Genomic DNA, 17,933 nt, shown 5'->3' with positions numbered 1-17,933 from the left:
AAAAAAGAAGCGCGCCCCGACAGCAAAATAGCGACGATACTATCGCCCGCCGGGGAACCCAGGCGGCATCATACCTTTCATTCCGCGCATCATCTTCATCATGCCGCCTTTCGACTTCATCTTCTTCATCATGCGCTGCATATCATCAAACTGTTTGAGCAGACGGTTCACATCCTGCACCTGCATTCCGCAGCCTGCGGCGATGCGGCGCTTACGCGAACCTTTAATAATTTCCGGTTTGGCGCGCTCTTTCAGCGTCATCGAGTTGATGATGGCTTCCATACGCACCAGCACTTTATCGTCCATCTGCGATTTAACGTTGTCCGGTATCTGTCCCATGCCCGGCAGCTTGCCCATCAGGCTGGCCATACCGCCCATGTTTTTCATCTGCCGCAGCTGTTCAAGGAAATCGGTGAGATCAAAACCGTCGCCTTTTTTCAGTTTGGAAGCCAGCTTTTCAGCCTGCGCGCGGTCAACCTTACTTTCGATATCTTCGATCAGCGACAGAACGTCGCCCATGCCGAGAATACGGGAGGCGATACGGTCCGGATGGAACGGCTCCAGCGCTTCGGTTTTCTCGCCAACGCCAAGGAATTTAATCGGCTTACCGGTGATATGACGAATCGACAGCGCCGCACCGCCGCGGGCGTCGCCGTCCACTTTGGTCAGCACCACCCCGGTCAACGGCAGAGCCTCGTTAAACGCTTTCGCCGTGTTCGCCGCATCCTGGCCGGTCATCGCATCGACAACAAAGAGGGTTTCTACTGGATTGAGAGACGCATGGACCTGCTTAATCTCATCCATCATCGCTTCATCAACGTGCAGACGACCGGCAGTATCCACCAGCAGCACGTCGTAGAATTTGAGCTTCGCTTCCTTCAGCGCGGCATTCACGATATCAACCGGCTTCTGACCTACGTCAGACGGGAAGAAATCAACGCTAACCTGCTCGGCCAGCGTTTCCAGCTGCTTGATCGCCGCAGGGCGATAGACGTCAGCGGAAACCACCAGGACTTTCTTCTTGTGCTTTTCACGCAGGAACTTACCCAGCTTAGCGACGCTGGTGGTTTTACCCGCCCCCTGCAAACCGGCCATCAGCACCACGGCTGGCGGCTGCGCGGCTAAATCCAGCGCCTGGTTCTCTTCGCCCATCGCGGCAACCAGTTCGTTGCGCACAATTTTGACGAACTCCTGGCCCGGGGTCAGGCTTTTGTTGACTTCATGACCTACCGCGCTTTCTTTTACGCGGTTGATGAAGTCACGTACCACAGGCAGAGCAACGTCCGCCTCCAGCAGCGCCATACGCACTTCGCGCAGGGTATCTTTAATGTTGTCTTCAGTAAGGCGTCCGCGGCCGCTAATGTTGCGCAGCGTACGCGACAAACGATCGGTTAAATTATCAAACATTGTCTCTCGCCTGAGGTGGAAACGGTCGGTCGCCGCAGCGACACAAAAACGGAATGGGCGCAGTATAACACGACATAAACGCGAATGTGCTGCAACGGTTGGAGCCAGAGTCGCGTGACGCTATACTGCTTCTCTTTACTATTTAGTCAACAGTCGACGCCCATATGCCTGTTTTTGCTCTACTCGCTCTTGTCGCGTACTCCATCAGCCTCGCGCTGATCGTCCCTGGTCTGCTGCAAAAAAACAGCAGTTGGCGGCGGATGGCGATTCTTTCCGCAACTATTGCGTTGATTTGTCACGCCTTCGCGCTGGAGTCACGCATTTTTCCCGGCGGCGAAAGCGGGCAAAACCTCAGTCTATTAAACGTGGGATCGCTGGTCAGCCTGATGATCTGTACGGTGATGACCATCGTCGCATCGCGTAATCGCGGCTGGCTATTGCTGCCCATTGTCTACACCTTCGCCTTAATTAACCTCGCGTTCGCGACCTTTATGCCGAACGAGTACATCACGCATCTGGAAACCACGCCGGGGATGTTGGTCCATATCGGCCTGTCGCTCTTTTCTTATGCTACGCTGATTATCGCTGCGCTTTACGCTCTGCAGCTGGCGTGGATTGACTATCAGCTGAAGAATAAAAAGTTGACCTTCAGTAGCGAAATGCCGCCGCTGATGAGCATTGAACGTAAAATGTTCCATATCACCCAGATAGGCGTGGTGCTGTTAACCCTGACGCTGTGCACCGGGTTGTTTTATATGCACAACCTGTTTAGCGCGGAAAACATTGATAAAGCAGTACTGTCTATTATTGCGTGGTTTGTTTATATCGTCCTGCTTTGGGGCCACTATCATGAAGGGTGGCGCGGACGCCGGGTCGTCTGGTTTAACGTGACTGGCGCAGGACTGTTGACGCTGGCCTACTTTGGTAGCCGCGTATTGCAACAGTTCATGAGCTAAGTCTTTAAGGAATCCCAAGTGGAACATATCTCCACCACCACGCTGATCGTGACGCTGATCGTCATGGTGGTTATCTCCGCCTATTTCTCCGGTTCAGAAACCGGCATGATGACGCTAAACCGCTATCGCCTGCGTCATTTGGCCAAGCAGGGCAATCGTCAGGCAAAACGCGTCGAAAAGCTCCTGCGCAAGCCTGACCGTCTCATTAGCCTGGTTCTCATTGGTAATAACCTCGTCAACATTCTTGCCTCGGCGTTGGGTACCATTGTAGGTATGCGCCTGTACGGCGATGCCGGCGTCGCCATTGCCACCGGCGTCCTGACGTTTGTGGTGCTGGTGTTTGCCGAAGTGCTGCCAAAAACCATCGCGGCGCTCTATCCAGAAAAGGTCGCCTATCCCAGCAGCCTCCTGCTCGCGCCGCTGCAAATACTGATGATGCCGCTGGTGTGGTTGCTCAACACGATTACCCGCATTCTGATGCGCATGATGGGCATTAAAACCGACATCGTGATTAGCGGGGCATTAAGCAAAGATGAGCTGCGCACTATCGTTAATGAATCACGTTCGCAAATCTCCCGGCGCAATCAGGACATGCTGCTCTCCGTCCTGGACCTCGAGAAAGTCAGCGTTGATGACATCATGGTTCCGCGCAACGATATTGTCGGTATCAATATTAACGACGACTGGAAATCCATCGTCCGCCAGCTGACCCACTCTCCACACGGGCGCATCGTGCTGTACCGCGACACGCTGGACGATGCCATCAGCATGCTGCGGGTACGCGAAGCTTATCGCCTGATGACCGAGAAAAAAGAGTTCACAAAAGAAGTCATGCTGCGCGCCGCCGATGAAATTTACTTCGTGCCGGAAGGAACGCCGCTCAGTACGCAGCTGGTGAAATTCCAGCGTAATAAAAAGAAAGTGGGTCTGGTCGTTGATGAATATGGCGACATTCAGGGTCTGGTTACGGTTGAGGATATCCTCGAAGAGATCGTCGGCGATTTTACGACTTCAATGTCGCCTACGCTTGCTGAAGAGGTGACGCCGCTTAATGATGGCTCAGTGATTATCGATGGAACCGCCAACGTACGGGAAATCAACAAGGCATTTAACTGGCATCTCCCGGAAGATGAAGCGCGAACCATTAACGGTATCATCCTGGAAGCACTCGAAGAGATCCCCGCTCCGGGTACCCGCGTACGCATCGAACAGTATGATATCGATATTCTTGATGTTCAGGAGAATATGATCAAACGGGTGAAGGTGATGCCGGTTAAACCCATTCGCGAGAGCGTGGCTGAGTCATAGCCCCCCTGCGGGCTGGCAGAAGGAAATAGAAAAACGGCCACCTCACGGTAGCCGTTTCGCTTATTTACTTCGCTTTCGCGACGGTGACCATCGCCGCGCGAATAGTACGACCGTTCAGGGTATAACCCTTTTGCATAACGCCCAGCACGTTGCCTGGCGCTACGTCTTCGGACTCAACCATCGCAATGGCCTGATGGACGTTCGGATCCAGCGGCACGTTCGTATCGCCAATCACTTCCACGCCGAACTTACGTACCACGTCGAGCATGGACTTCAGCGTCAGTTCGATGCCTTCAACCATCGGCGCCATATCCGGGTTAGCTTTATCAGCGACTTCCAGCGCGCGATCCAGGCTGTCGATGACCGGCAGCAGCTCGTTGACGAATTTTTCCAGCGCAAACTTATGCGCTTTTTCGATATCCAGCTCGGTACGGCGGCGCAGGTTATCTTCATCGGCTTTCGCACGTAGCAATACTTCACGTTCGCGCTTCTGCGCTTCAGCAAGCTGAGCTTCCAGATTCGCAATTTTTTCATCGCGCGGATCCACCTGCTCAGCCGAAACCTCAGGCTCTACCGCCTCAACGTCGTCGTGCTGCTCCGTGATAATTTCTTCCGGGGCTTGCCCCTCAGGCGTTTTCTGTTCTTTACTACTCATGAATTTCTCCGCGTTTTTTTCGCATTCATCTCGCTAACTTCGCTTATTATGGGGATCAGTTTCCTGGTTTCAAGGGAACGCGGCCAGATTGTCACTATTCATTTAACGCAAGGACATCCAGATCATGAAGAACCACTTCAAGTGTATAGGCATTGTGGGACACCCTCGTCACCCAACCGCGCTGACCACACATGAAATGCTCTGGCGCTGGCTGTCCGGCAAAGGTTATGAAGTGCTGGTTGAGCAGCAAATAGCGCATGAACTTCAGCTCAGCAATGTCAAGACCGGGACGTTGGCCGAAATTGGCCAACAGGCAGATCTGGCCGTCGTGGTTGGCGGCGATGGCAATATGCTCGGCGCAGCCCGTACGCTGGCGCGCTACGACATTAACGTTATTGGGATTAACCGCGGCAACCTCGGTTTTCTGACCGATCTCGACCCGGATAACGCGCTACAGCAGCTTGCCGATGTGCTTGAAGGCCACTATATCGCCGAAAAACGCTTTCTGCTGGAAGCTCAGGTGTGTCAGCAGGATTGTCAGAAGCGCATCAGCACGGCAATTAATGAAGTTGTCCTGCACCCCGGCAAAGTGGCGCATATGATTGAGTTTGAAGTTTACATTGATGAGGTATTTGCTTTCTCTCAGCGCTCCGATGGCCTGATTATCTCCACGCCCACCGGCTCCACGGCTTATTCACTCTCTGCTGGAGGGCCGATCCTCACGCCTTCACTGGATGCGATCACCCTGGTCCCCATGTTCCCGCATACGCTCTCGGCACGCCCGCTGGTGATCAATGGCGACAGCACCATTCGCCTGCGCTTTTCTCAACGCTGTAGCGACCTTGAAATTAGCTGCGATAGCCAGATAGCGCTTCCAATTCAGGATGGTGAAGATGTGCTGATTCGCCGCTGTGATTATCACCTCAATCTCATCCACCCAAAAGATTACAGCTATTTCAACACATTAAGCACCAAGCTTGGCTGGTCGAAAAAATTGTTCTGATTTTATAGCCAGCCCCTTTACTGGATAAAAAACCAGATTATACTGTACGAAAACACAGTAATGGTTTTTCATACAGGAAGGCAGCTATGTTGGCACAACTCACTATTAGTAATTTTGCTATTGTTCGTGAGCTTGAAATCGATTTTCACAGCGGTATGACCGCCATTACCGGCGAGACCGGCGCCGGTAAATCGATCGCTATCGACGCGCTGGGGCTGTGCCTCGGTGGTCGGGCGGAAGCCGATATGGTGCGCAGAGGCGCCAACCGGGCTGATTTATGCGCCCGCTTCTCCCTGAAAGACACACCTGCCGCTCAGCGCTGGCTGGAACAGAACCAGTTGGAAAGCGGGCGTGAGTGTTTACTTCGCCGCGTCATAAGCGCTGACGGCCGCTCTCGCGGTTTTATTAACGGCACGGCAGTCCCTTTATCCCAGCTTCGCGATCTGGGTCAACTGCTTATCCAGATCCACGGCCAGCACGCCCACCAGTTGCTGACTAAACCCGAACACCAGAAGACGCTGCTTGATGGCTATACTGGTGAGTATGCGCTTACTCAGCTAATGGCAGAGCGCTATCGTCAGTGGCATAAAAGCTGTCGCGATCTGGCGCAGCATCAGCAGCAAAGTCAGGAGCGCGCAGCCCGTGCGGACCTGCTGCAATATCAATTAAAAGAGCTAAACGAGTTCAACCCGCAGTCGGGCGAATTCGAACAAATTGATGAAGAATACAAACGTCTGGCTAACAGCGGTCAGCTGCTGACGACCTGCCAGCATGCGCTGACGGTACTGGCAGACGGCGAAGAATCCAACTTGCAGAGTCAACTGTACGCCGCGAAGCAGCTGGTCAGCGAGCTGGCAGGTATGGACAGTAACCTCTCCGGGGTACTCGATATGCTTGAAGAGGCGTCTATCCAGCTTAGCGAAGCAACGGACGAACTGCGCCATTATCACGATCGCCTCGATCTCGATCCGAACCGCCTGTTCGAGCTGGAGCAGCGTATATCCCGACAGATCGCCCTCGCGCGGAAGCACCAAATCACGCCCGAAGAGCTTCCTGACCTTTACCAATCCCTACTGGAAGAGCAGCGTATGCTGGATGATAGCGCCGGTTCTCTGGAATCTCTTAGCCAACTGGTCGTTGAGCATCATCAGCTGGCGCTGGATACGGCAAAGCAGCTGCATGCCTTGCGCCAAAATAGCGCCGATGAATTGACCCGGCTAATTACGGAGAGTATGCACTCACTCTCGATGCCGCACGGAGTGTTCGCCATTGATGTCGCATTTGATGAACGCCACCTTACGGCTGAAGGCGCGGACCATATCGAATTCCGCGTCACCACTAACCCGGGTCAGCCGCTGCAGCCGATTGCTAAAGTTGCCTCCGGAGGCGAGCTGTCACGTATTGCGCTGGCGATTCAGGTCATCACCGCGCGTAAGATGGAAACTCCGGCGTTGATTTTCGATGAAGTAGATGTCGGCATCAGCGGCCCTACGGCAGCGGTCGTCGGTAAACTGCTGCGTCAATTAGGCGAATCAACCCAGGTAATGTGCGTTACCCACTTACCGCAGGTTGCCGGTTGTGGACATCACCATTTCTTCGTCTGCAAAGAAACGGATGGTGAAATGACCGAGACGCATATGCACCCTCTGGATAAACGCGCTCGTTTGCAGGAACTGGCCCGCCTGCTGGGCGGTAGTGAAGTCACTCGTAATACTCTGGCAAACGCGAAAGAGTTGCTTGCCGCCTAAACTTTTTGATTTTCACAGAGTCATAGTGAACAGCAAATTGCCGATAGACCTGCAGCCGAAGGTTCCCAACCGGGCAAAGGTCTATTATCATCGGCATATTACAGATGAGCCACGTACTGCTCGGGCCCAAAAAGGAATCAAATCACTATGCGCTGTAAAATGCTGACTGCTGCCGCAGCGGTTCTTCTTATGTTGACCGCAGGCTGTTCCACTCTGGAACGAGTGGTTTACCGTCCTGACATCAACCAGGGAAACTATCTGGCACCAACCGATGTAGCAAAAATTCGTGTCGGCATGACGCAACAACAGGTTGCCTATGCTCTTGGTACCCCGATGATGTCAGATCCGTTTGGCACCAATACCTGGTTCTACGTTTTCCGTCAGCAGCCTGGGCATGAAAAAGTTACCCAACAGACGCTTACCCTGACCTTCAACAGCAGCGGTGTGCTGACCAACATTGATAACAAACCTGCCCTGACGGCGGAGTAAGGCTATCAATATGCAAAAAGCGCTCAATGAGCGCTTTTTTTTATCTCTGAGCTTTGTGCGAAACGGTTATTTTCCCGCGCTTTTCTCAGCCCGCTGGCGACGCAGCTCTTTAGGGTCTGCAATCAGCGGCCGATAGATCTCTACTCGATCGCCATCGTGGACCCGATCCTGAAGCTTCGCCGGGCGGCTATAAATACCCACTTTGTTCTTCGCCAGATCGATATCATCACGTAACGCCAGAAGACCGCTGGCCACGATCGCCTGCTCGACCGTGGCGCCCTCTTCCAGCTTAACGCGTTGCAGATACTGCTTTTCCGGCAAGGCGTAGGCAACTTCAACGATGATGTTAGCCGACACTGTAAACCTCTTTTGCCCGCGTCGTAAACGCTTGCACCATATTCATGGCCAGCTCTTTGAAGATGCGACCAAAAGCCATTTCAATCAGCTTATTGGTGAATTCAAAATCGAGATGAAACTCAATTTTGCACGCTTCAGGGCTTAAGGGAATAAACTTCCAGCCGCCAATCAGCTTCTTAAACGGACCATCGACCAGACTCATGAGAATACTCTGGTTACTGGTCAGCGTATTTCGCGTTGTGAAGGTCTTGCTGATACCCGCTTTGGAGACGTCAACCGCCGCGGTCATCTGTGTCGGCCCGAGCTCCAAAACCCGGCTACCGGTACAGCCCGGCAGAAAATCAGGGTAGGACTTCACATCATTTACCAGTTGGTACATCTGTTCCGCACTGAACGGCACGAGGGCGGTACGGCTAATCTGAGGCATAGCAGGTTCCACATATAAACACGGTGTAAATAATATCATTTATCTGCTGCTAAAAAAAACGCTGTACCGCAACTCGTGCTAAGATAGCCCATTACGCCTCGCGGGAAGATTGAGGTACGACTGTTTTAAGACGATGACTTCAGGATACTATGACTAAGAAAAAAGCCCACAAACCTGGATCAGCCACCATTGCGCTGAATAAACGCGCCCGTCATGAATACTTTATTGAAGATGAATACGAGGCTGGTCTTGCTCTGCAGGGATGGGAGGTAAAATCTCTCCGTGCTGGTAAAGCCAATATTGGTGATAGCTATGTCATTTTGAAAGATGGCGAAGCCTATCTGTTTGGCGCCAACTTTACGCCAATGGCTGTTGCTTCCACTCACTACGTCTGCGACCCGACGCGTACCCGTAAGCTTCTGCTCAACCAGCGTGAACTGGATACCCTGTACGGGCGTATCAACCGCGAAGGTTACACTGTGGTCGCTCTTTCTCTGTACTGGAAAAATGCCTGGTGCAAAGTCAAAATCGGCGTAGCAAAAGGTAAAAAACAGCACGACAAGCGTACCGATATCAAAGACCGCGAATGGGCAGTAGATAAAGCCCGAATTATGAAGCACGCGGGTCGTTAACTCCCCATCCCATCAGGGTCAGTTTTGCTGACCCTGGCGCTATATTGTTGTTGATGCTGATTTTTCACCCAACCTGACGCCTTAATCCTCGAAACGAGGGCTGGTAAGCGCATTCATAAATCTGTTATACTCAACGTACACATTGGGGCTGATTCTGGATTCGACGGGATTTGCGAAACCCAAGGTGCATGCCGAGGGGCGGTTGGCCTCGTAAAAAGCCGCAAAAAAATAGTCGCAAACGACGAAAACTACGCTTTAGCAGCTTAATAACCTGCTCTGAGCCCTCTCTCCCTAGCTTCCGCTCTTAAGACGGGGATCAAAGAGAGGTCAAACCCAAAAGAGATCGCGTGGAGGCCCTGCCTGGGGTTGAAACGTTAAAACTAATCAGGCTAGTCTGGTAGTGGCGTGTCTGTCCGCAGGTGCCAGGCGAATGTAAAGACTGACTAAGCATGTAGTACCGAGGATGTAGGAATTTCGGACGCGGGTTCAACTCCCGCCAGCTCCACCAAAATTCTCCATCGGTGATTACCAGAGTCATCCGATGAAGTCCTGAAAGCCCGCATGGCACAAGCCCTGCGGGTTTTTTTGTGCCTTGAATTTGTCCAGCGAAGTCTGATGCCAACTAATTAAATCCGAACCTTTTAGGCACCTTGTTAGGCACCTCATAAAGCTTTATTGTTTTTGAGGTGCCTAAAACTATGGAAACCCGGCAATGGCAAGACAAACCAAACCTCTATCCGTTAAAGAGATCGAATCAGCCAAACCCAAAGAAGCGGACTACGTTCTCTATGATGGTGATGGCCTTGAGCTACTCATCAAACCCAGCGGGAGTAAAATTTGGCAGTTTCGCTACATTCGCCCTGTTACTAAGAAACGAGCGAAGAAGAGCATCGGCCCCTACCCGTCAGTTACCCTTGCCGATGCTAGAAACTACCGGGCAGAGTCTCGCTCTCTCTTGGTAAAACAAATCGATCCGCAGGAACATCAGCAAGAACAATTGCGCAGTTCGCTGGAAGCCAAAACCAATACTTTCCAACTCGTGGCTGAACGTTGGTGGAATGTGAAGAAAGCCAGCGTAACCAAGGACTATGCCGACGATATCTGGCGCTCTCTTGAAAGAGATATCTTTCCTGCAATTGGCGACGTTAGCGTTACAGATATTAAAGCTCACACACTGGTTCAGGCCGTCCAACCGGTTCAGGCCAGAGGAGCACTGGAAACCGTTCGTCGCCTGTGCCAACGCATTAATGAGGTCATGATATATGCCCAGAACACAGGCCTGATAGATGCTGTGCCCAGTGTCAACATTGGCAAGGCATTTGAGAAACCACAGAAGAAAAATATGCCCAGTATTCGGCCGGATCAGCTACCTCAACTGATGCAGACGATGCGTACGGCCAGCATTAGTCTTTCAACCCGATGCCTGTTCATGTGGCAGCTTCTTACCATAACCCGCCCTGCCGAAGCGGCCGAAGCCCGTTGGGAAGAGGTAGACATGGAAGCGCGAGAATGGAAAATCCCTGCATCACGTATGAAGATGAACCGTGACCATACTGTTCCATTGTCAGATGAAGCAATTGCGATACTGGAGATGATGAAGCCGTTAAGTGGAAATCGAGAATTTATATTCCCTAGCCGTATCAAGCCCAACCAGCCCATGAATAGCCAAACCGTTAACGCATCACTAAAACGTGCAGGTTTTGGTGGAGTGCTCGTATCGCACGGTCTGCGATCAATTGCCAGTACTGCACTTAATGAACAAGGCTTTCCGCCTGATGTTATTGAGGCAGCACTTGCTCATGTGGATAAGAATGAGGTTCGACGTGCTTATAACCGCAGCGATTACCTGGAACAGCGTCGCCCAATGATGCAATGGTGGGCTGATTTTGTAATGGCTGCAGATTGTGGAAGTATCATTGATGGCGGGATGAAAGGAATACGTTTAGTGGGATGACTGGGCAGAATCCGCTATAGCGCCAAGTTCTATTCTGATAAACTTATTGTCAAAAATTTCCAAGAAAACTTAGGACATGACATAAGTTCACTGCACATCGATAGCAGCAGGACGGTCACATGCCAATGGAGAGTTGTTAGCAAATGAACCCCGTAGAAATAGAACAAGCCATCACGGATCTTGCAGCGCAACCCTATGATCCTGTAGAGTTTCCTTATGTGTGCTAGCTCAGACTTGACCTGACGATTTTCACTGGCAGCACACAATCAAATCTGACAGTCTGCTTTGAGCGAGGAGCGGACATTCCGGTTAATTTCACTGCTTATGGATTAAGTTACGATCATTTCTCATTTGTCGAAGTTATTGCGTAACCGTCAAACTTAAGCCTGACGGTAAAACTTAATTCAGCGAAGCAAAATACTGTGTAGGCGATTTACCTAAGGCTTTTCTGAACATGGTAATGAAGGCACTCACCGAGTCATAGCCCAGAGCGCCAGCGACGTTCTGCACCGATTTGCCTTCAGCCAACTCATTCAGGGCAATCATCAAATGTAACTGTTGCCGCCAGCGTCCGAAGCTCATTCCCGTCTCTGACTGCACCATTCTGGCCAACGACCGTTCACTGGTTGCAAGGCGGGAAGCCCACTGCTGTAAAGTCGTCCTGTCCCCCGGATCCGCAAAAAGCATTTCAGCCATTTGCCTGATTTTAGGATGGTCGGATATTGCCAGGTGGAGTGCTTCAACCGGTGCGTCCGGCAATTGTTCAAGGAGCACAGCAGCCAGCCTGGCCGTCTTACTGCCAGCGGAATAAGTGGGTTCCTGCTCGGCAAGATAAAGAATAAGTTCCCGAACAAGAGACGTCATGGCAATCGTACAACATGTTTCGGGCATGACGGCCGCCCCGGGTTCTATAAACAGAAAACAGGTTCGGGCATTATTTGTTACACGGCACCGGTGAGGCGTATTTCCGGGTATCCAGACGGCATGTCGGGGAGGGACAAGCCACAGAGCATTTTGAACTTCACAACTCACTGCACCATGCAAGGACAGGATAAGCTGACCCTTCCGGTGCGCATGCGGCATTATGCCGGAATACTCTTGCGCCGGTGCAGCGTGAAGGGCAACCGCTGGCTGCAGAAAGATGTCAGCGTCAAATTCATCGGGCGACGAAACTACTTTTTTATGTTTTGGCATATTTTAGAAATATGTTGTCTGATTATCTATATCTTGTAAACGGTCTGTATCTTAAAGTCTCTCTTTTTTCAGAGAAAGTCAGAAATATGTCATGTATCACAAACAAGTGGCGCACTGCCGCCCTTGTGACGGGAATTCTTTTTATCGCCGTTAACCTGCGAGTTCCCTTTACTTCAATAGCACCGGTGTTAAAGATCATTCAGGAACACTTTCAACTGAGTGTAACGTCCGTAGGATGGCTTAACTCATTACCGTTATTTGCCTTTGCAGTGTTTTCACCGGTGAGTGCGATTATTGCCCGAAAATTTGGTCTGGAACGTACACTGTTCGGCGCGCTGATAGTGATTTCTGCAGGTATTCTGCTACGTTCAGCAGGCAGTATGTGGGCGCTATACATCGGAACGATGCTCATAGGCACCGGTATCGCGCTGGGGAATGTCCTGTTGCCTGGCCTTATCAAGCGTGACTTTGCCGGAAACGTCGCATCATTGACGGGCGCATATTCCATCACAATGGGAGCCGCAGGTGCCGTAGGCTCCGCCATTATCATTCCACTTTCCCAGCAATGGGGCTGGGACAGTGCGCTTGCCCTGCTAGTGATAGCGCCTGTGCTTGCCCTGGCTTTTTGGTTCCCACAACTGAGCAATCACCATAAGCATACGCTCTCAGGTCCAACTCAAACCACGGGGGTATCCGTCTGGACATCAGCTCTGGCATGGCAGGTCACGCTGTTTATGGGACTGAATGCAATGCCGTTTTATGTTGCGGTGGGCTGGCTGCCAGCCATTCTGACGGATAATGGGATTTCACCTGAAAAAGCCGGAGCCGTACACGGGATGCTGCAGTTCACTACCGCAATTCCTGGACTCATGCTGGCGGCTACGCTGCGTCGTCTGAAGGACCAGAAAATGGCGGCTGTTGTTGTCAGTTTGCTTTCGGGAATATCTCTTATAGGAATACTGTACGCACCGGGCCTGTCGATGTTGTGGGCTGCCATTCTGGGATTCGGCTGCGGTGCCAGCATGATGCTGGGTCTGACCTTTGTCGGGTTACGTACAACAAATGCAAGCGATGCTGCAGCACTGTCAGGCATGGCGCAGTGCGTGGGCTATCTTATGGCTGCAATGGGTCCCCTTTTGCTGGGTAAGGTCCATGACTGGTCCGGTGGCTGGACCATTCCCCTGCTGATGACGGCTGTAATTACGGTAGCCGGCGCCTTAACCGGGCTGGCTGCAGGTCGAAACGTCTACCTGAAACCTGCCACTTCAGCAGGCTGACTCTGAGAGCAGGCTTCAGTTGGAAAAATCTTTAAATCAAGAATCTAACATCATTAAAAGGCAGTATTTCTATGAGTAACATCCTTATTATCAATGGCGCTAAAAGTTTTAACTTTGCCAGAGGTGAGCTAAACGAACTTTATGTCAACACCGCAAATGAGGTGCTGAGCCATCTCGGACACACGATATCCGTTACCAGGGCAGACAGTAATTTTGATCCACAGAACGAAATCTCTAAGATTCTTAACAGTGATATTCTGATATATCAGATGCCGGGATGGTGGATGGGTGAGCCATGGACGGTAAAAAAATGGATCGATGAAGTCTTTACCGAAGGTCATGGTTCTTTGTATGAAAGTGATGGTCGTACGCGTTCTGATGGCTCAAAAAAATACGGTTCGGGTGGTCTTCTTCAGAACAAAAAATACATGCTATCCCTGACCTGGAATGCCCCACTGGAAGCTTTTAACGATCCGGAGCAGTTTTTTGAGGGTGTCGGCGTGGACGGATTATACCTGCATCTTCATAAGGCCAATCAGTTCCTCGGTATGAGATCACTCCCAACCTTTATCACAAATGACGTGGTCAAATCGCCGGATGTGGAAAATGAAATCCGCCTCTTCAGCGATCATCTGATAGCAACCTTTTCCTGAACAATGATATAGCCCGGCGTTTTTCAGGGCCGGGCTATAGTCGTTCGGGGTCAGGCGCATGTTAACGTTATCCGACAGTTCGTACCTAATCTCATTCAGCAAAATGCTTCTTTCAGATACGGCGTGCCTGTCCTCCTGCCATCACTTCGGGAAAAGCCCGGATACCCAGTCAGCAAACGCGCGTACTGCAGGAGAAAGAAAGCGCTGATGAGGATAAAGCAAAGCGACCGGAACTGACGGTGGTTGCCAGTCGGACATCACTTCGACCAGCGTGCCTTGCTGCAGATGCTCAGAAACAATATTCTCGGCAAGCTGAGCCAGCCCGAACCCCTCAAGACACATTTTAATATACAGTCCTGTTTCGTTAACGGCCCCTTGTCCGCTGACAGATACGGAAATCGTCTCGGACCCCTTCATCAAACGCAATTCGTCGTTACGACGGGGCTGTCCAGAAAAATAGTGAATTGCACGATGCTGAGATAAGTCTTCAGGAGACCGGGGAATGCCGTATTCCTTCAGATAGTCCGGAGAGGCACATGTCACCCAGCGTAACCGTCCCAGCGGGCGAGCAACAAGCGTGGAATTAATCAGCTCACCCGTTCTTATCACACAGTCAACCCCCTCCTGAACAAGATCGACCTGACGGTCGCTCACCCCAATCATCAGATAGATATCCGGATAACGTTGGTAAAAGTCTTTCAGCCTGGGCATGACGATGAAATTGGCGATACCACCGGGCATATCGACGCGTAACCGTCCCTGCGGCCGTTTGACGGAATCCGTCAGACTGGATTCCGTATGCTCGATTAATGAGAGTATTTCCCGGCATTGTGCAAGATAGTGGAGTCCTTCTGGCGTTAGGCTTACCCGTCTGGTCGTACGGTTGAGTAGGCGTACCTGCAGGTAGTTCTCGAGGCTCTTGATCGAACTTGTTACCGTTGAGGACGGCAGTAACAGCGTTTCCGCCGCCCGCACAAAACTGCCGCCCTCAGCCACCCGCATAAAGATCTGCATTGCCTGAATACGATCCATTTTACTGCTCCTGAGCATCTCTGGTCTGTCTGTTGTAGTTACTATTATTCGTAAATATTGAATTATGAAAACACGTTAAGCATCTTTTTCGTATTAATTGAGTGACGTATCGTTTTCCTATTGACCAGGAAAGAGACTGTTTAAATGACGAATTACGCCAGAAACATTATGAATAATCAGACCGTAACCCCATCGGCGACGCTGATCCGTGGCGCGACCATACTGAGCATGGATGAGAATGTCGGCAACTTTGAGCGAGGTGATATTCTTATCACGGGCGCAACCATTACCGCCGTGGGTCAGTACCTGAACGCAGAGGGTGCCCATGTCATCGATGCCACGAACATGATTGCTATGCCTGGGATGGTAGATTCTCATCGCCACTCATGGGAAGGGCAACTGCGCCGCATCAACCCGAACGCCACCTGTCTGGACGACTACAGCAACGCCACGCACTTCTCGTTTGCAAAATACTATCGCCCCTCCGATATCTATGTGGGTAACCTGCTGACCGCGCTGGGTGCTATCGACGCAGGTATCACGACAATCATTGATAACTCCCATAACAGCCGCACTGCTGCACATTCAGACGCAGCAGTGGAGGCATTGCTCGACGCTGGTATTCGCGCCATCCACGCTTCAGGTGCGCCGGTGTCAGGTGACTGGGACAGAGCGCACTGGCCGGGTAACTGGCAGCGGCTGCAGGAGAAGTATTTCCGGAATAACCCTGAAAGTCTCGTGTCTCTTGCGGTAATGGCTCAGCTCGAGCCCGAATTGTGGGCCGAGGCCCGCCGGCTTGGGCTGCCTATCGTCACTGAATTCTTCGGTGCGGAAATGGGGGCTGAACTTCGGTCACTGCATCAACAGGGGCTGCTGGGACCGGACAATATCTTTAATCATTGCACTGCGCTCCCTGACGAAGGATGGAAAATCCTGCGCGAAGCCGGTGTTCGGGTGAACGTCTGTCCGCGATCTGATGCGCACTATGGTATTGAAGACGGCATGTTTGCTATTGAGGCAGCACAACGTCACGGTATCACGCCGGGTCTGAGCGTCGATAATGAAACGTCCTACAGCACCGACATGTTCATGGAGATGCGCGTGGCATTTTACCTACAGCGTGTGATGGGCATGCATAAGCGACAGCACTGCCGCGGCACAGAGTATTCGCTGACAATGCTTCCGGCAGCGCAGCTTCTCAAGGCTGCAACCGTCGATGGCGCTTACTGTGCCGGGCTGCAGGATAAAGTCGGCAGCCTGACGCCAGGTAAACAGGCTGACCTGATCCTGATCAATGCCGGCGACATTAACCTCTATCCTAACGGGAATGCCTTTGGCACGGTGGTACATGCGACAGAACGCAGCAATATTGATACCGTCATGATTGGCGGGCGCATTGTTAAACAGAACGGCATGGTCGTGGGCGTCGACAGAGCACGCCTCCATGCAGCGATTGATGAATCGCGTGAACATCTGTTTGCAGCCGCCGGGTATAAACCTGACATGTTTTCAGAAACCTTCCTGCCTCTGGAACAGGCGCACTGACAGGGATAAAACGCATGAGCATGATTTATTACCTAATCGCTTTTGCCGCGGGCCTCGGGATCACCCTGCAGACAACCCTGAACAGTCAGCTTGCACGAGGCCTGGGAGGCGATTCGGTCACCGCCGCGTTGTTTTCCTTCTCTGCCGGGGCATTTACGCTGGGGATCTACTCGCTGCTGCGCGGGGGATTATTCACCTCGCTTGCGGCAATTCCTTCCCAGCCACTGTGGAGCCTGGCAGGCGGACTGATCGGAGCCGGTGCATTGTTTAGCTATGTGGTGCTGGCACCAAAAATCGGTTTCTCAGCTCTGCTCGGGCTGGCGATTGTCGGACAGTTACTCTCATCTCAGATGATTGATCATTTTGGCCTGCTGGGTGCCATAAGGCGACCGGTTTCGCTACTCAAGCTGGGCGGAATGCTGGTCATGCTCGTCGGGCTTGCCATCATGCTTTTCGGTGATCGGCTTTCTGAGCGTTTTTAGCATTAACTTAATGAATGAGTGATCCATCTCATGGCGGACGTTTGTACTGGTGCAGACGTCCTTATCGTTAATGTATGCCTCGCATTTATATTTATCCCCTGAAGAACTAACTTGTTTACAGTATCTGCTGATGTAAGAAATTTTCCGGGAAAGTGTCCTGTCTGAAGTGGAAGTTTTTTCCAATGAAAGTGTTGAAATGAGGAAAAGGAAGAATGGCCCTTAAAGGGCCATGCAAAACCAAAAATTAGACATAGATGTCAATCATATTGTTGTTATTATCTTTTGTCTGATTTTCATCTGCCTGTACCATATGTTCATTTCCTTTTTTCTCCGACTTATTATCAGTCTGCTTCCTTAGTAACTGTTCCAGTTCGGCTTCCAGGCTTTCAATTTGCTTTTGGATCAGTTCAGCCATCTCTTTCTTCTGCTCTGTTGTCATCCCTTTTTCAGAAGAAATCTTGCCGAGCCTCTCGGTTAGCTGCTGGATTTGTGCCATGATCTGCGCTGTACGCGAACTCTCTTTTGGCTGGTGATTGCTGAGCGCTGTTAAATTTGAGTTGGTTTGAATCGTGATTGACATAGATAATTTCCTCCGTTAAATGAATTTAATCGGCATTAAAAACAGGGTGCTTTAATTTTTTTAATTAAAATACTTTTTCCAAAACCCTCTCGCGTAATGCTCACTGTCTTCTCTTGCATTAACTATCACTGTTGGCTAAAGAAAACCCTCAAGATTAAACTCTGTTTCAACTTTGAGCTTCCCCATAGCTGAGTTAGCGAATTCGACTTCTTTTACCAGTCTGGCGAAACATAA

Annotated in this window: 18 protein-coding genes and 1 other RNA gene; 12 read left to right on the top strand and 7 right to left on the bottom strand. The window is 51.3% G+C overall.

The window, feature by feature from the left end:
* Positions 1 to 39: 39 nt before the first annotated feature.
* The gene (ffh, locus tag K7H21_RS06765) at positions 40 to 1,407 is read right to left on the bottom strand and encodes a signal recognition particle protein (RefSeq protein WP_004123779.1); all 1,368 of its coding nucleotides are present in this window, start codon (positions 1,405 to 1,407) and stop codon (positions 40 to 42) included.
* Positions 1,408 to 1,571: 164 nt separating this feature from the next.
* On the opposite strand from ffh, the gene K7H21_RS06760 reads away from it, so the two are divergent.
* Together K7H21_RS06760 and K7H21_RS06755 are read left to right on the top strand one after the other, a co-directional pair.
* On the top strand, positions 1,572 to 2,363 hold the full coding sequence (locus K7H21_RS06760; RefSeq protein ID WP_004123787.1) for a cytochrome C assembly family protein: 792 nt from the start codon (positions 1,572 to 1,574) through the stop codon (positions 2,361 to 2,363).
* An 18-nt stretch (positions 2,364 to 2,381) separates the two neighbouring features.
* Positions 2,382 to 3,671, top strand: coding sequence for an HlyC/CorC family transporter (locus K7H21_RS06755; protein ID WP_004123790.1), 1,290 nt, complete (start codon positions 2,382 to 2,384; stop codon positions 3,669 to 3,671).
* A 64-nt stretch (positions 3,672 to 3,735) separates the two neighbouring features.
* On the opposite strand, the gene grpE is transcribed toward K7H21_RS06755, so the two are convergent.
* Positions 3,736 to 4,326 carry a nucleotide exchange factor GrpE gene (gene grpE, locus K7H21_RS06750; RefSeq protein ID WP_004123793.1) on the bottom strand — a complete coding sequence of 197 codons (591 nt, stop codon included), beginning with the start codon at positions 4,324 to 4,326 and terminating at the stop codon, positions 3,736 to 3,738.
* A 124-nt stretch (positions 4,327 to 4,450) separates the two neighbouring features.
* On the opposite strand from grpE, the gene nadK reads away from it, so the two are divergent.
* The 3 genes from nadK (at position 4,451) to bamE (ending at position 7,566) form a co-directional block, all read left to right on the top strand.
* Entirely contained in the window at positions 4,451 to 5,329 is an 879-nt protein-coding gene (gene nadK, locus K7H21_RS06745; RefSeq protein ID WP_004123797.1) for an NAD(+) kinase, read from the top strand.
* Positions 5,330 to 5,415: 86 nt separating this feature from the next.
* The gene (gene recN / locus K7H21_RS06740; protein WP_004123801.1) at positions 5,416 to 7,077 is read left to right on the top strand and encodes a DNA repair protein RecN; all 1,662 of its coding nucleotides are present in this window, start codon (positions 5,416 to 5,418) and stop codon (positions 7,075 to 7,077) included.
* A 147-nt stretch (positions 7,078 to 7,224) separates the two neighbouring features.
* Complete coding sequence (gene bamE, locus K7H21_RS06735) at positions 7,225 to 7,566, top strand: outer membrane protein assembly factor BamE (RefSeq protein WP_004123807.1); 342 nt, start codon at positions 7,225 to 7,227, stop codon at positions 7,564 to 7,566.
* A gap of 66 nt (positions 7,567 to 7,632) precedes the next feature.
* Here bamE and K7H21_RS06730 read toward each other — a convergent pair whose 3' ends face one another.
* Positions 7,633 to 7,923 carry an RnfH family protein gene (locus K7H21_RS06730; RefSeq protein ID WP_004123815.1) on the bottom strand — a complete coding sequence of 97 codons (291 nt, stop codon included), beginning with the start codon at positions 7,921 to 7,923 and terminating at the stop codon, positions 7,633 to 7,635.
* Positions 7,913 to 8,350, bottom strand: coding sequence for a type II toxin-antitoxin system RatA family toxin (locus K7H21_RS06725; RefSeq protein WP_004123817.1), 438 nt, complete (start codon positions 8,348 to 8,350; stop codon positions 7,913 to 7,915). The genes K7H21_RS06730 and K7H21_RS06725 overlap by 11 nt, the downstream gene beginning before the upstream one ends.
* Before the next feature lie 149 nt (positions 8,351 to 8,499).
* Between K7H21_RS06725 and smpB the strand changes: the two genes are divergently transcribed.
* From smpB to K7H21_RS06710, 3 genes are all read left to right on the top strand, one after another.
* Complete coding sequence (gene smpB / locus K7H21_RS06720) at positions 8,500 to 8,982, top strand: SsrA-binding protein SmpB (protein ID WP_004104655.1); 483 nt, start codon at positions 8,500 to 8,502, stop codon at positions 8,980 to 8,982.
* A 144-nt stretch (positions 8,983 to 9,126) separates the two neighbouring features.
* Positions 9,127 to 9,490, top strand: a transfer-messenger RNA (tmRNA) gene (gene ssrA / locus K7H21_RS06715).
* Positions 9,491 to 9,694: 204 nt separating this feature from the next.
* Positions 9,695 to 10,936: an integrase gene (locus tag K7H21_RS06710; protein ID WP_039077571.1), complete on the top strand. Its 1,242-nt coding sequence runs from the start codon at positions 9,695 to 9,697 to the stop codon at positions 10,934 to 10,936.
* A 399-nt stretch (positions 10,937 to 11,335) separates the two neighbouring features.
* Here K7H21_RS06710 and K7H21_RS29320 read toward each other — a convergent pair whose 3' ends face one another.
* On the bottom strand, positions 11,336 to 12,130 hold the full coding sequence (locus K7H21_RS29320; RefSeq protein WP_032937977.1) for an AraC family transcriptional regulator: 795 nt from the start codon (positions 12,128 to 12,130) through the stop codon (positions 11,336 to 11,338).
* An 86-nt stretch (positions 12,131 to 12,216) separates the two neighbouring features.
* Between K7H21_RS29320 and K7H21_RS06700 the strand changes: the two genes are divergently transcribed.
* Both K7H21_RS06700 and K7H21_RS06695 read left to right on the top strand, forming a co-directional pair.
* Positions 12,217 to 13,407 (top strand): MFS transporter, encoded by a 1,191-nt coding sequence (locus K7H21_RS06700; RefSeq protein ID WP_032937978.1) that lies wholly within the window; start codon positions 12,217 to 12,219, stop codon positions 13,405 to 13,407.
* A gap of 71 nt (positions 13,408 to 13,478) precedes the next feature.
* Positions 13,479 to 14,060, top strand: a complete 582-nt coding sequence (locus tag K7H21_RS06695) for an NAD(P)H-dependent oxidoreductase (RefSeq protein WP_223035661.1) — start codon at positions 13,479 to 13,481, stop codon at positions 14,058 to 14,060.
* Between the two features lie 141 nt (positions 14,061 to 14,201).
* On the opposite strand, the gene K7H21_RS06690 is transcribed toward K7H21_RS06695, so the two are convergent.
* Entirely contained in the window at positions 14,202 to 15,092 is an 891-nt protein-coding gene (locus K7H21_RS06690) for a LysR family transcriptional regulator (protein ID WP_032937982.1), read from the bottom strand.
* 144 nt (positions 15,093 to 15,236) lie between these two features.
* Here K7H21_RS06690 and K7H21_RS06685 point away from each other — a divergent pair, with 144 nt between their 5' ends.
* Both K7H21_RS06685 and K7H21_RS06680 read left to right on the top strand, forming a co-directional pair.
* Positions 15,237 to 16,637: an amidohydrolase family protein gene (locus tag K7H21_RS06685; RefSeq protein ID WP_189095322.1), complete on the top strand. Its 1,401-nt coding sequence runs from the start codon at positions 15,237 to 15,239 to the stop codon at positions 16,635 to 16,637.
* Positions 16,638 to 16,651: 14 nt separating this feature from the next.
* On the top strand, positions 16,652 to 17,119 hold the full coding sequence (locus K7H21_RS06680; RefSeq protein WP_032937984.1) for a DMT family transporter: 468 nt from the start codon (positions 16,652 to 16,654) through the stop codon (positions 17,117 to 17,119).
* 244 nt (positions 17,120 to 17,363) lie between these two features.
* Here K7H21_RS06680 and K7H21_RS06675 read toward each other — a convergent pair whose 3' ends face one another.
* Positions 17,364 to 17,699, bottom strand: coding sequence for a FlxA-like family protein (locus K7H21_RS06675; RefSeq protein WP_032937991.1), 336 nt, complete (start codon positions 17,697 to 17,699; stop codon positions 17,364 to 17,366).
* Positions 17,700 to 17,933 lie beyond the last annotated feature (234 nt).

Source organism: Klebsiella sp. CTHL.F3a (assembly GCF_019890895.1).
GTDB lineage: Bacteria > Pseudomonadota > Gammaproteobacteria > Enterobacterales > Enterobacteriaceae > Klebsiella > Klebsiella grimontii.
Note: the sequence above shows the minus strand (reverse complement) of the source record. Positions and strands in the feature narration are given on the sequence as shown.